13 protein-coding genes are annotated in these 13075 nt (G+C 69.6%); 7 read left to right on the top strand and 6 right to left on the bottom strand.

The features are described 5' to 3' along the window. Nucleotides 1-50 precede the first annotated feature (50 nt). The 4 genes from AB0259_RS04705 (at nt 51) to AB0259_RS04690 (ending at nt 2713) form a co-directional block, all read left to right on the top strand. Nucleotides 51-521, top strand: a complete 471-nt coding sequence (locus AB0259_RS04705) for an NfeD family protein (protein WP_251580890.1) — start codon at nt 51-53, stop codon at nt 519-521. After that, nucleotides 518-1462: an SPFH domain-containing protein gene (locus tag AB0259_RS04700; protein ID WP_251580893.1), complete on the top strand. Its 945-nt coding sequence runs from the start codon at nt 518-520 to the stop codon at nt 1460-1462. The genes AB0259_RS04705 and AB0259_RS04700 overlap by 4 nt, the downstream gene beginning before the upstream one ends. Then, nucleotides 1459-2232 (top strand): glycerophosphodiester phosphodiesterase family protein, encoded by a 774-nt coding sequence (locus AB0259_RS04695; RefSeq protein WP_366220369.1) that lies wholly within the window; start codon nt 1459-1461, stop codon nt 2230-2232. The genes AB0259_RS04700 and AB0259_RS04695 overlap by 4 nt, the downstream gene beginning before the upstream one ends. A 109-nt stretch (nt 2233-2341) precedes the next feature. Then, the gene (locus AB0259_RS04690; protein WP_064002015.1) at nt 2342-2713 is read left to right on the top strand and encodes an RNA polymerase-binding protein RbpA; all 372 of its coding nucleotides are present in this window, start codon (nt 2342-2344) and stop codon (nt 2711-2713) included. Nucleotides 2714-2716: 3 nt separating this feature from the next. Here AB0259_RS04690 and lnt read toward each other — a convergent pair whose 3' ends face one another. From lnt to AB0259_RS04660, 6 genes are read right to left on the bottom strand one after another with little or no spacing between them, the layout of a single operon-like run. Then, the gene (lnt, locus tag AB0259_RS04685; protein WP_366220370.1) at nt 2717-4270 is read right to left on the bottom strand and encodes an apolipoprotein N-acyltransferase; all 1554 of its coding nucleotides are present in this window, start codon (nt 4268-4270) and stop codon (nt 2717-2719) included. 48 nt (nt 4271-4318) lie between these two features. After that, a complete protein-coding gene (locus tag AB0259_RS04680; protein ID WP_366220371.1) occupies nt 4319-4849 on the bottom strand; it encodes a gamma carbonic anhydrase family protein in 531 nt (176 codons plus the stop codon). A gap of 11 nt (nt 4850-4860) precedes the next feature. Next, the gene (locus AB0259_RS04675; RefSeq protein ID WP_366220372.1) at nt 4861-6363 is read right to left on the bottom strand and encodes an amidohydrolase family protein; all 1503 of its coding nucleotides are present in this window, start codon (nt 6361-6363) and stop codon (nt 4861-4863) included. After that, nucleotides 6360-7013, bottom strand: a complete 654-nt coding sequence (locus AB0259_RS04670; protein ID WP_366220373.1) for an FMN-binding negative transcriptional regulator — start codon at nt 7011-7013, stop codon at nt 6360-6362. Before AB0259_RS04670 ends, AB0259_RS04675 begins: the two co-directional genes overlap by 4 nt. A 22-nt stretch (nt 7014-7035) precedes the next feature. Then, nucleotides 7036-8028: a DNA-formamidopyrimidine glycosylase family protein gene (locus AB0259_RS04665; protein ID WP_366220374.1), complete on the bottom strand. Its 993-nt coding sequence runs from the start codon at nt 8026-8028 to the stop codon at nt 7036-7038. Further along, nucleotides 8028-8564: a ribose-5-phosphate isomerase gene (locus AB0259_RS04660; RefSeq protein WP_251580907.1), complete on the bottom strand. Its 537-nt coding sequence runs from the start codon at nt 8562-8564 to the stop codon at nt 8028-8030. The genes AB0259_RS04665 and AB0259_RS04660 overlap by 1 nt, the downstream gene beginning before the upstream one ends. Before the next feature lie 124 nt (nt 8565-8688). Here AB0259_RS04660 and pepN point away from each other — a divergent pair, with 124 nt between their 5' ends. From pepN to AB0259_RS04645, 3 genes are all read left to right on the top strand, one after another. Continuing rightward, entirely contained in the window at nt 8689-11238 is a 2550-nt protein-coding gene (pepN, locus tag AB0259_RS04655) for an aminopeptidase N (RefSeq protein WP_366220375.1), read from the top strand. A 105-nt stretch (nt 11239-11343) separates the two neighbouring features. Next, nucleotides 11344-12258: an ATP-binding cassette domain-containing protein gene (locus AB0259_RS04650; RefSeq protein WP_366220376.1), complete on the top strand. Its 915-nt coding sequence runs from the start codon at nt 11344-11346 to the stop codon at nt 12256-12258. Then, on the top strand, nt 12255-13070 hold the full coding sequence (locus AB0259_RS04645) for an ABC transporter permease (protein WP_366220378.1): 816 nt from the start codon (nt 12255-12257) through the stop codon (nt 13068-13070). Before AB0259_RS04650 ends, AB0259_RS04645 begins: the two co-directional genes overlap by 4 nt. Nucleotides 13071-13075: the final 5 nt, after the last annotated feature.

The following is a 13075-nucleotide window of genomic DNA, read 5'->3' as shown; positions in this document are numbered from 1 at the left end:
TCGACAGCGGTTGGTAGGGTGCGAGGACACGCGCACCGAAGGAGCCGACGATGTTCCCCGATCTCATCCAGTACCTGTGGATCGGATGGCTCGTGCTCGCGGTCCTCTTCGTCATCATCGAGCTGCTGACGCTCGAGTTCACGTTCCTGATGCTCGCCGCCGGCACTCTCGTCGGCGGTCTCGGAGTGAATCTCGCGGGCGGCGTGTGGTGGCTCCAAGTGCTCGCGGCGGCTGCGGTGTCGGCCCTCCTGCTGTTCACCATCCGTCCGCTCCTCCTGCGTGCCCTCCACCGGTCGAGTCAGCACATCCCCACGAATGTCGACGCCCTCACTGGGATGTCCGCCAGAGTCGTCGCGGCATTCACCGACGGTGACGGCTCGGTCAAGCTCGACAACGGCGAGACCTGGACCGCGCGACTCATCGATGCCTCGGCATCCGTCGTGCCCGGTCAACGCGTCACCGTCACCGCCGTCCGCGGCGCCACCGTCCTGGTGGCACCCGAAGAAGGGAACCCCGCATGACCCTCCCCGCCCGCGTCGACGTCGGCGCGTTCGTCGGCCAGATCTTCATCGTCGTCCTGCTGGTCGTCGTCGCGATCTTCGTGGTCGTCGTGCTCTTCCGATCCATTCGCATCATCCCGCAGGCCTACTCGGGAGTGGTCGAGCGACTGGGCCGCTACCAGCGCACCCTCTCCCCCGGCCTCAATCTCCTGATCCCGTTCATCGACCGGCTGCTGCCGCTCGTGGACATGCGCGAGCAGGTCGTGTCCTTCCCGCCGCAGCCGGTGATCACCGAGGACAACCTCGTCGTCTCCATCGACACGGTGGTGTACTTCCAGGTCACGGACGCGCGCGCGGCGACCTACGAGATCAACAACTATCTCGGTGCGGTGGAACAGCTCACCACGACGACGCTCCGCAACGTCGTGGGTGGCCTCAACCTCGAAGAGGCCCTGACGAGCCGTGACAACATCAACACCCAGCTCCGGGTCGTGCTCGACGAGGCGACCGGCAAGTGGGGCATCCGCGTCTCGCGTGTGGAGCTCAAGGCGATCGACCCGCCGGTGTCGATCCAGGACTCGATGGAGAAGCAGATGCGCGCGGAGCGCGACCGGCGCGCGGCGATCCTCACCGCGGAAGGGTCCAAGCAGTCGCAGATCCTCGAGGCCGAGGGGCGTCGACAGGCGGAGATCCTCCGCGCCGAGGGCGACAAGCAGGCCGCCGTGCTGCGCGCCCAAGGCGAGGCCGAAGCCATTCATTCGGTCTTCGACGCCATCCACAAGGGCGACCCCGACGAGAAGCTTCTCGCCTACCAGTACCTGCAGATGCTGCCGAAGATCAGCGAGAGCTCCTCGAGCAAACTCTGGATCATCCCGAGCGAGTTCACCGACGCGCTGAAGTCCTTCAGCACGGCCTTCGGGGGCGCCGACACGCGCCCGGACGGGACGACCCCCGCGTCATGACGCATCCGTGGTTCCTTGGCGAGGAAGTGCCGAGGGTCCTCGCCCATCGCGGCTTCGTCCCCTCCGACTCCGAGAACGTCGTGGAGAATTCCGTCGCCGCCCTCGCCGCCGCCCGCGCGGCCGGTACGGTGTACCTCGAGTCCGACTGCCACGTCACGGCCGACGGAGATGTCGTGCTCTTCCACGATCGGGATATGCGCCGGATCACCGGGGACCCTCGCCCTGTGGCCACCGTGCGCACGCGCGAGTTGGCGGAGATCATGTCCACACGGGGCGGGCTCGCCGTGCTGCCCGACGTACTTCACGCGTTTCCGGACGCGCGTTTCAACCTGGACGTGAAGGCGGATGCCGCCGCCGCAGCCGTCGGCACGCTCACCGCCCGCGAGTCGGACCGTGTGCTCCTCACGAGCTTCTCCGACACGCGCCGCGGCGTCGCCCTGGCCGCCTCGAGGGCACGCGGCGGTGAACCTGCGACCTCGGCCGGCACCGGAACGCTCGCGCGGGTCCTCGCCGCTGTGACGGCACGTCTCCCCCGTCTGGCTGCGCGTCGCCTCTCGGGGATCGACGCGCTGCAGATCCCCGAGCGGCACCGCGGCATACGGGTGCTGTCGCGACGTCTCATCGATGTCGCTCATTCGGCCGGCGTCGAGGTGCACGTCTGGACCGTCGACGACCCGGTACGGATGCGGCGACTCTGGGACACGGGTGTCGATGGTGTCGTCACGGACCGGACGGACATAGCCATCGCCGCGAGGCTGTCTCGCCTATAACCGCCGGTCCTGGAGATCGGCTGTGAATAGCACACTCGCTGAGGTCTTCTCGGATGATCCGCACAGGTGAGTTCGTTATACCTGAGGACGACGACGAGAGGACCACACAATGGCAGATCGCAGCCTGCGCGGCATGCGTCTCGGCGCTTCGAGCCTACAGAGCGAAGAGGGCGTCGTGTTCGTGGAGCGCACCAACCACACCTACGTCTGCACCCAGTGCGAGCGCGAGACAGTTCTCACGTTCGCGGCAGATGCCGAGGTTCCCGAGGCCTGGGAGTGCCGCACCTGCGGTTCCGAGGCCGTCCGACGCATCGGCGACACGGTCGCCGTGGTCGACCACTCCGGCGACAAGGCCGCACGTACCCACTGGGACATGCTGATGGAGCGCCGCACCATCCCCGAACTCGAGGAACTCCTCGAGGAGCGCCTGGCTCTGCTGCGCGCACGTCGTGGTGGCAGCTCGGACAAGCTCAGCGCCTGACCCTCACACTCCAGCGGCGCCGTCCTCCGTGGGCGGCGCCGCTTTCGTGCGCCTGCGCACGACGAGCCCCAGCACCGCGAGGACGGGCAGCGCCGACCAGCCCAGCAGCCATTGGACGGCGGGCCCCACGACGACGGCGGGTGTGAGGCCGGTGCGCAGGGGGACGTCCACGAGCAGTGAGCCGGCGGTGTCCGCGGCGAGGCCGTCGATGACGGATCCATCGGGCGCGATCACCTGGCTCGTTCCGACGGTCGAGATGTTGACGACAGCTCGGCCGGTCTCGATGGCGCGCATGCGGGCGAAACCGAGCTGCTGCAGATTCTCGTCGGTACCGCGGAAGTCGGCGTTGTTGGTCTGGAACATGTAGACCTCCGCGCCGTCTCGAGCGCCGTCCCAGATGACATCGTCGTAGATCACGTCGAAGCAGATGGCGAGGCCGACACCGACTCCGTTCACATCGAAGAAGGGCGGGTTCGTCCCGGGGGTGTACTCGCGCTGGATGAGTCCGATCAGATCGGGGGCGAGCGCCTCGAAGAACCAGCGGTCCGGAACGTACTCCCCCATCGGGACGGGGTGCGTCTTGTCATGGAGCGCCAGGGGGTTCTCCGCACCGGCCTCCCAGAGCATCGAGGTGTTGTAGACCTTGTCGCCGCGCTCGGTCGCGGCGTTCACGAGAAGGGGGGCGCCGACCTCGGTCGAGAGGTCGTCCAGCGCATCCGCGATAGACGTGTTGTTAATCGGATCGGCGTCGACGCCGCCTTCCGGCCACAGCAGCAGGTCGAGGTCCTGACCCACGAGCGGCTGAGTGGCCGCGAGCTGGGCGCGGAACACGTCGTATGGCTCGCGTCGATCGAAGTAGCCGGACGGCCCGTTGCCTTGGACCGCGCCGACACGCATCGTTCCGGCATCCGTCGTCGGGAACTGCGGGACGAGGACGAGCAGGACCGCTGCGATCGCGCCGGGCGCCACGAGCCGCGCGCGGCGCCACACCTTGAGGCGAACAGCCTCGATGACCGCCGCGACGAAGAACACCATGACGAAGCTGAGACCGCTCACTCCGAGCCAGGACGCGGGCTCGGCGAGGGGGCTGTCGGACTGACTCATGCCGAGCCGTGCCCATGGAAAGCCCGTGTAGGGCCAGGAGCCGACGAACTGCTCGCGCGCCGTCCAGGCCGCAGCGACCAGGGCCGGCAGGGCGATGACACGGGCCCAGGAGCCCGGCAGGACCCGCGGGAGCCAGCGGTAGGACAGCGTGATGAGGATGGCGCCCACGGCGTTCAAGGCCGTCTCGACACCTGCGAGTGCGAACCACGGGACGACACCGAGGTATCGCGTGATCCAGTCGATGTGGAGCAGATAGAACGTCGCCGCGAACACGGCACCGACCGCGACGGCGCCCCATGCCGAGCGTCCGATGAGCGTCACGAGCGTCATCGCGGTACCGACGAAGGCGAGCGGCCAGATGCCGACGTCGGGGAACGCGAGATCGAGCACGGCACCGCCGGCGACCGCGACGGGGAGAGCGAGCCAGAGCGGGAGGAGGGGGCGGACGCGCACGGGGGGAAGCCTAGATCAGCCGCGCTATGGCGGCGCTGAGGGTGGGCCTCACGCCTCCGCGCCGTGACGTGCCGAGTGATCGAGGTAGATCCTCGCGTTGCGCAGGATGCCGGCCTTCTCCTCGTCGGTGAGGGCGCGCCGCACCTTCGCCGGGACACCGGCCACGAGCGAGCCGTCGGGGATGATCGCACCTTCGAGGACGACTGCTCCCCCGGCGATCAGACAGCCCGCACCGACGATCGCGCCCGACAGGATGACCGAGCCCATCCCGACGAGCGTGCCGTCCCCGATCCGACAGCCGTGGACGACGGCATTGTGCCCGATCGAGACGTCCTCCCCGATCTCGACGCCGTGCGCGGCGTCGACGTGGACGGCGACGCCGTCCTGGACGTTGCTGCGCGCGCCGACAGAGATGGGAGCACTGTCGCCGCGGAGCACCGCGTTGTACCAGACGCTGGCGCGGTCACCGAGGGTGACGTCGCCGACGATGCGACCGCCCGCCGCGACGAATGCGGTGTCGGCGACGCGGGGCGCGGCATCCCCGACGGTGAGCAGGGTGGCGTCTTCGGACACGGGCATCGGAGAGCTCCTCAGAGGGCGATGTGGGTGAGCCTGCCGGCGACCGTCGTCGCGGCCACCCGCGTCGCGCGGAGGTCGGCGTCGTCGGACGCCAGCGGGTCTCGATCGAGCAGGGCGAGGTCTGCGGTCATCCCCGGCTCGAGAGCGCTGCCGGTGGCGGAGCCGCCCGCGGTGGATGCCGCGAGGGCCGTTGCCGCGTCGAGACCCTGCTCGGGACGCCACGCCGGCCGACCGCCGCGCGTGCGGTGGACCGCGGCCGCCATGCCGGCCCACGGGTCGAGCGGCGACACCGGGGCATCCGACCCGAACAGGAGATTGGCACCGGAGTCGGCCAGGGCTCGAAGCGGATAGGGCAAGGCGGTCTGCTGCGCCCACACGGAGTCCGTCAGATCGCGGTCGTCGACGGCGTGCTCGGGCTGCACGCTGGCCCCGACCCCCAGCCGGGCGAAGCGCGGGATGTCGGCGTGCGCGACGAGCTGCGCGTGCTCGATGGTGCCGGTGGCCCCGGTCGAGGCGAAGGCGTCCAGTGCGTGGGAGTTGGCGACGTCGCCGATGGCATGGATCGCGCAGGAGAGGCCCGCTGCGGTGGCGCGCATCATGAGATCTCGCAGCTCGTCGGGTGCGACCGTCAGCAGCCCGGTGTTGGTGGGGTCGCCCGGATACGGATGCGAACATGCGGCTGTCCGGGTGCCGAGGGAGCCGTCGGTGATGACTTTGAGGGAACCCACCCGCACCAGGCCCTCCGGGTCCACCGCGTCACCCGTCGCGAGTCCCAGGGCGATGGCCCGATCGAGCAGGTCGGGGTACACCCCGAAGGCGACCCGCAGGCTGTCGAAACCCGCGTCGAGACGCCGCGCCCACGCATCCGCGTTCCACGCCATGTCCAAGTCGACGATCCCGGTGATCCCGCGCGAGGCGGCGCGATCGAGCGCCTCGCGGACGAACCGGTCCGACACCGTGGGATCGACGTCGTTGAGCCGGCGGGAGATCTCGAAGGCCGGCTGCTCGCGGAGCACGCCGTCGGCCGTCGGCGCGATGGACTCTCGGCGGAAGGCGGCGCTGTTGAGCCAGACGCTGTGGACGTCGGCGTTGATGAGGTAGGTCGGGACCTCGCCGGTCTGCTCGTCGAGCAGGCGGAGCGAGGGAGCATCGGGCCAGAGCGCGTCGCGGAAACCCGTCCCGATCCGGCGGCCGTCGTCGAGTACGGGAGCGCGACCCATGACGGATGCCGCCTCCACCGCATCCGTCACATCGCCGAGCGGCGTGCGCTGGGCGACGAGCGCCCACTGCACCGTGTGGACGTGGTGATCCCACAGTCCCGGGACGAGCCAGCCGCCGGTGCCGTCCACGACCACGCCGCGGCGAGGCAGGGCGCCCGCCGGAGCGATGTCCCGGATGATCCCGCCGCGCAGGTGAACATCCACCGGTTCGTCGCCGAAGGGGTCGAGCCGGCCCGCGCCGGTCAGCCGGACCCCCGTGACGACGTCGACGCTCTCGCCGCGCGCCGCGGTCACGGCTGCACCGTCCGCGCCGCACGCATCGCGTCGCGGGCGCGTCGCATCTCGTCGGCCAGCCGGGGGTCCGCGTAGGGGCTCGCACCGGCGTCCAGGCGGTCGATGATCGTGTCGACGACCTCACCAGGCCGGTTCTGGCTCAGTTTGCGCTTTGCTGTGACGTGTGTCGGGGTGAGGCGGAAGCCGACGGTGCCGCGTTCGAGGCGTCGGACGAACTCCTCATCGTTCGGCGCCTCCCACATCCGTCGAGGTGCGGGGAGGGCGGACTCGAACCTGTTCACGAGGCGGTCCAGGACCTCCAGGTTCTCCTCTGGCGAGAGGATCTCCGGCACTCCGCGCAGATGGACGGACACGAAGTTCCACGTCGGGACCGCCGGCCCTTCGCCGTACCAGCCCGGGGAGATGTATCCGTGCGGCCCCTGCACGACGACGAGGAGCTCGGACTCCCCCAGCCCGTGGACGAGGTCGTCGGGCCGGCCGACGTGCCCGACGATGGTCAGGTCGTCTCGATCCGGGTCGAGCAGGACGGCGTAGTGCGACGCAACGAGCCCCGACTCGGTGTCGCTGATGATCGTGACCCAGGGGTTCTGGTCGATGACACGGCGCAGCTCGGCGACATCCGTCATCGCGAAGCTCGGGTTCTGTCTCATGTCGGGCGGTCCTCCTCGCCGTTCACGCCTGGCAGCGCGGGCACCAATAGAGCTTGCGGGCGGCCATCTCCTCGAGGACGATCGCCGTCCCGCACACTCGGCAGGGAAGACCGGCGCGGTGATACACCCAGTGCCGGTCGTCGCGATGCGCCATCGCACGACGGTAGGCCTCCGGATCGAGGTCGTCCATCGTCATCATCTGGCCGGTCTCGACACCGATCGCGAGCAGCCGCACCCAGTCGCGCCACAGTGCCCGGACGGTGTCCTCGGGTACCTCTCGACCGGGCGTGTGCGGGTTGAGGTTCGCGCGGAAGAGCATCTCAGCCCGGTAGACGTTGCCGATGCCGCTGACGACCTTCTGATCCATGAGCAGCTGCCCGATGGGGGTCGGTTTGCGCCGCACGGCGGCGACGAAGCGCTCCTCCCCCTCCGCCACGTCGTCGACCAGGGGGTCGGGCCCCAGAGCGGCCACGGTGGCGAGCATCTCGTCCACGGTCTGGAGCTCGCACGCCGTCGGGCCACGCAGGTCCGCGCAGGTGGATCCGGTGAGCAGCCGCAGGCGCACCTGTCCGACGACGGGCGGCGGCCACTCGGCATCCGTCTGATCCGTCAACCCGCGGGTCTGCTCGCTCATGCGTACCGCCCCGCGTGCGCGTCGCGGGGCCCCGATCGAGGCCAGCGAGTTCTCGCCCGCATCGTCGAAGACGGGGTCGACCCCGCGCTGATTCGTCTGACCCATGCGTCCGTTGGCCGATGCGATCGTGGGATCCAGGAGGATCTCACCGGCGAAGTCCCACGCGCCGTAGATCCCGAGGTGCACGCGCAGCCACACGTCGCCGTCGAACTCGAGGAACATCTGCTTGCCGACCGCGCGCGCCTGCATCGCCGTGCGTCCGTCGAGAACCGCCGCGCCCTCCGCGAACCGGCCCTGGGGGCTGGACGCCGAGACGGTCCGCCCGACGAAGTTGCGGTCGAATTGGCGCGCGATGCGGTGGACGGAATGTCCCTCGGGCATCAGCCCGCTTCCGGGTCGAAGGTCTCCGACGCATCGAGGACGTCGGGTTTCACCGCACGGGGATCGGCTTCGAGCGAGCCGTCCGTCTCGTAGGCGGCCAGCTGGGCGATGCGACGCGCGTGGCGCTCCTCGCCCGGGAACGGGGTCGCGATGAAGCGGTCGATGAATCCGACGGCCTCGTCGAAGGTGTGCTGCCGTGCGCCGATCGCGATGACGTTGGCATCGTTGTGCTCACGCGCCAGCTCCGCGGTCGCGATGCTCCACACGAGGGCTGCGCGGATGCCGCGGACCTTGTTCGCCGCGATCTGCTCGCCGTTGCCGGACCCGCCGAACACGACACCCAGCGTCTGGATGCCGCGGGCCTGATCCTCCGCGACGGCCTGGGCGGCGCGGATGCAGAAGGCAGGGTAGTCATCGAGGGGGTCGTACTCGACGGGACCGTGGTCCACGACGTCGTGACCGGCTTCGGCCAGGTGGTGCTGCAGGCGGGTCGAGAACTCCATGCCCGCGTGGTCGGTCGCGATGTGGATGCGCATGTGACGATTCTAGGGAGGCGGATCCCCCGTTCCGGCGAGCCTTCGGCGTAGGCTGGGACGGTTGCCGTCGGCGCCAGCAGCGCCCGTCCACGGCACCCCACCCTCACCCCTGGGAGACACGAACGTGCCTGGAGAGAACCTCACCCGCATCGAAGCGCAGGAGCGCCGCGCGACCGTCGAGACGCACTCGTACGACGTCGCCCTCGATCTGACGACCGGTGACGAGGTCTTTGCGTCGCGAAGCGTCATCCGCTTCGCGGCGACCGCAGGAGCGGCGACCTTCGTCGACCTGATCGCTCGCGGCATCCGCGAGATCACCCTCAACGGCCGCTCGCTCGACCCCGGCGCCGTCTACGCCGATTCACGGATCGCCCTGGACGGCCTCACCGACGAGAACGAGCTGATCGTCGTCGCCGACTGCGAGTACACCAACACGGGCGAGGGCCTGCACCGCTTCGTCGACCCCGTCGACGGCGAGGTGTACCTGTACACCCAGTTCGAGGTGCCCGACTCTCGCCGTGTCTTCGCGGTCTTCGAGCAGCCCGACCTGAAGGCGACGTTCCGATTCACGGTGACCGCCCCCGACGCGTGGAAGGTCGTCTCCAACTCCCCCACCCCCGAGCCCGTACCGGCGGGTCAGGGCCGTGCGACGTGGGCGTTCGAGCCGACCCCGCGGATCTCGTCGTACATCACGGCCCTCGTCGCCGGTCCATACGAGCAGACGTTCTCGGAGTTGACGAGCGCGGACGGCCGCACGATCCCGCTCGGCGTCTACGCGCGCAAGAGTCTGTGGCAGTACCTCGACGCCGATTACGTCTTCGAGAAGACCCGTCAGGGCTTCGCCTACTTCGAGGACAAGTTCGGCGTCCCCTATCCCTTCGCGAAGTACGACCAGCTGTTCGTCCCCGAGTTCAACGCCGGGGCGATGGAGAACGCGGGCGCCGTCACCTTCACGGAGACCTACGTCTTCCGGTCCAAGGTGACCGACGCCGTCAAGGAACGCCGCGTCGTCACGATCCTCCACGAGCTCGCGCACATGTGGTTCGGCGACCTCGTCACCATGAAGTGGTGGAACGACCTCTGGTTGAACGAGTCGTTCGCGGAGTGGGCCTCGACCATCGCGACCGCCGAAGCGACGGAGTGGACCGAGGCGTGGACGACGTTCAACGCCATGGAGAAGACCTGGGCGTACCGGCAGGACCAGCTCCCGTCGACGCACCCCGTCTTCGCCGAGATCAACGACCTCGAGGACGTCCAGGTCAACTTCGACGGCATCACCTACGCGAAGGGCGGATCGGTCCTCAAGCAGCTCGCCGCATGGGTGGGTATCGAAGCCTTCTTCGCGGGAGTCTCGGCCTACTTCCAGAAGCACGCGTGGGGGAACACCGAGCTCAGCGACCTCCTGGTCGAACTCGAGAGCACGAGCGGGCGCGAACTCACCACGTGGTCGAAGAAGTGGCTCGAGACAGCCGGCGTCAACACCCTGGCTCCCGAGATCCGCATCGACGGCGACGGCGTGATCACCCGGTTCGCGATCGTCCAGACCGCCCCGGCGGACTATCCCACGATCCGTCCGCACCGCTTGGGTGTCGGCTTCTACAGCCTGCAGGGCGAGGAGCTCGTCCGGACGCACCATCTCGAGCTCGACGTCGACGGCGACCTGACCGAGGTGCCGGATCTCACCGGTCACCGTCAACCGGACCTCGTGCTCCTCAACGACAACGACCTCGCCTACGCGAAGATCCGGCTCGACGAGAGATCGCTCCGTACCGCGACCGCGCACCTCAGCAAGATCAGCGACCCGCTCGCGCGATCGCTCGTCTGGGGCGCCGCTTGGGATCAGACGCGCGACGGTGAGGCCTCGGCGACCGAGTACCTCGATCTGGTGCTGCAGAACATCGGAACGGAGACCGAGTCGACGACGGTCCGCACGACCCTTGCGCAGCTGCAGTTGGCCGCGAACTCCTACGTCTCCCCCGATACGCGGGTTGCGGCGCGTGAGCGCGTGGCGGAGGGCCTCTGGAAGCTCGCCCACGAGGCCGAGGCCGGTGGCGACAGTCAGCTCCAGTTCGTCACGGCCTTCGCGTCGGCGGCATCCACCCCCGCGCAGTGGGATCGTGTCGCGCAGCTGCGGTCGGGCGCACTGACGCTCCCCGGGCTCGAGATCGACGCGGACCTGTCATGGGCCCTCCTCGTCTCGCTCGCCGCCGGCGGTGTCGTCACGGCAGCCGAGATCGATGAGGCCCTCGCGTCCGACAACACCGCGAAGGGCGGCGAGTTCGCCGCGCAGGCGCGCGCGGCGCTGCCTTCCGTCGAGGCCAAGCAGGCGGCGTGGGCGTCGCTCGTCGACAGCGCCGACCTGCCCAACACGGTCGTCCGCTCCGCGGCGGCCGGTTTCGTGCACCCGGCCGGCGTGAACGCGCTCCGCGAGTTCGTCGGGGCCTACTTCGACATGCTCCTGCCGGTGTGGGAGTCGCGGACCTATCAGATCGCGCAGTACCTGATCGTGGGGCTCTACCCGGCGCCCCTCGCGGACGCCGCGCTGCGCGACGCGACCCGCGCGTGGCTCGCCGAGCACCGTGACGCGCCCGCGGCTCTGCGCCGCCTGGTGAACGAGAACCTCGCCGGCGTCGAGCGCGCTCTGTCGGTGCAGGAACGGGACCAGCAGGACTGAGTCCGGACCCGCAGGAGGGGCGTCGTACCACGGTACGACGCCCCTCCTGCGATATCGCCCTCTCGGGGGACGCGCGGCTCCGCGCCGGTCCGTAGCGTCGAAGCCATGATCGTTGCAGAAGGCCTCACCAAGAGGTACGGAGACAAGACCGCCGTCGACGGGATCAGCTTCGCCGTCCAACCGGGCAAGGTGACCGGTTTCCTCGGCCCGAACGGTGCCGGCAAGTCGACCACCATGCGGATGATCGTCGGGCTCGACCGGCCGACCGCGGGGCGCGTGACGCTGGACGGGCGCGAGTACCGCTCGATGCGCTCGCCCCTGACCGAGGTCGGCATCCTCCTCGATGCGAAGGCGGTGCACACCGGGCGCAGCGCTCGCAACCACCTCCGCGCGATGGCGGCGACCCACGGCATCCCTCGTTCGCGTGTCGACGAGGTGATCGAGATCACCGGCCTGCAGAGCGTCGCCGGCAAACGCGCCGGCGGCTTCTCGCTGGGCATGGGGCAGCGCCTCGGCATCGCCGCCGCGCTCCTCGGCGACCCGCGGACCCTCATCCTCGACGAGCCCGTCAACGGACTCGATCCCGAAGGCGTGAGGTGGGTCCGCCAGTTCGTGCGCGCCCAGGCCGCGGAAGGACGGACCGTCCTCCTGTCGAGCCACCTGATGAGCGAGATGTCGCAGACGGCTGACCACGTCATCGTCCTGGGTCGAGGCCGAGTCCTCGCCGACGCCGGGATCGACGAGATCGTCCGTTCCTGGACCCGCACCACGGTCCACGTGCGATCCCCTCGTGCCGCCGAGCTCGCCACCGCGCTGGCCGCCCCCGACGTCACCGTGTCCTCGGGCGCGGACGGCGTGCTCGATGTGACCGGCCTGACCGCCGCGGCCATCGGCGACACCGCCGCGCAAACCGGCATCCCGCTCCACGAACTGACACCGCGCAGCGGCTCGCTCGAAGAGGCCTATCTCGCCCTCACCGAGGGTGCTGTCGAGTACCAGACCAAGGAGGTCGCGCGATGACCGCCATCGCCCCGTCCGCTCCCCCGACCCGTGCCGCTGCCACGACGTCTCCGACGACACGACTGTCGTTCGGGCGCGTCGTGCGCAGCGAGTTCCTGAAGCTGCTCACCCTGCGCTCGACCTGGTGGTCCCTCGCGATCACCGGCGCGCTCACGGTGGGACTCGCCGCCCTCATCGCAGGCGCCTCGTCGACCTTCGGGCCGGGCTTGAGCCCGGTCGCAGCCATCACGCTGCCCATCCAGTTCACGATGCTCGTCGCCGGCATCCTCGGGGCGATGGCCATCACCGGCGAGTACTCGACGGGGATGATCCGCTCGACGCTCACCGCCGAGCCGCGTCGTGGCCGCGTCCTCCTGGCCAAGGCCGTCGTCGTGGCCGTCACCCTCGTGCTCCTCGCCGCCGTGACCACCGTGATCGCGGGGCTCGTGGTCATGCCCATCCTCGGGGCCGACGCCTACGCGTGGGGCGACGTGAAGGAACTGTGGCTGCCGCTCGTGCTCAGCCTGCTGGCGATGGCGACCTTCGGGCTCCTGGGCCTCGGCTGGGGCTTCGTGATCCGCAACGGTGCCGGAGCCATCGCGACGACCGTCGGGATCCTGTTCGTGCTGCCCATCGTCCTGCAGCTGTTCATGATGTTCGGCGAGTCGTGGCAGTGGGTGGTCGAGCTCGGCCGGTGGCTCCCCTCGAACGCGACCGCTGCACTCACGAACGTCGACGGTGCGGACTTCTGGCCCTCGCTCGTCGCCGCGATCGCCTGGCCGGCAGGCACCCTCCTGCTCGGGTGGGCAGTCCTCCGCACCCGCGACGCGTAAGGTCG

Origin of the sequence: Microbacterium sp. NPDC080005, assembly GCF_040702445.1 — a bacterium.
Taxonomy (GTDB): Bacteria; Actinomycetota; Actinomycetes; order Actinomycetales; family Microbacteriaceae; genus Microbacterium; species Microbacterium oleivorans_D.
The sequence above is the reverse complement of the archived record's forward strand: the minus strand, read 5'-3'. Positions and strand labels throughout refer to the sequence as shown.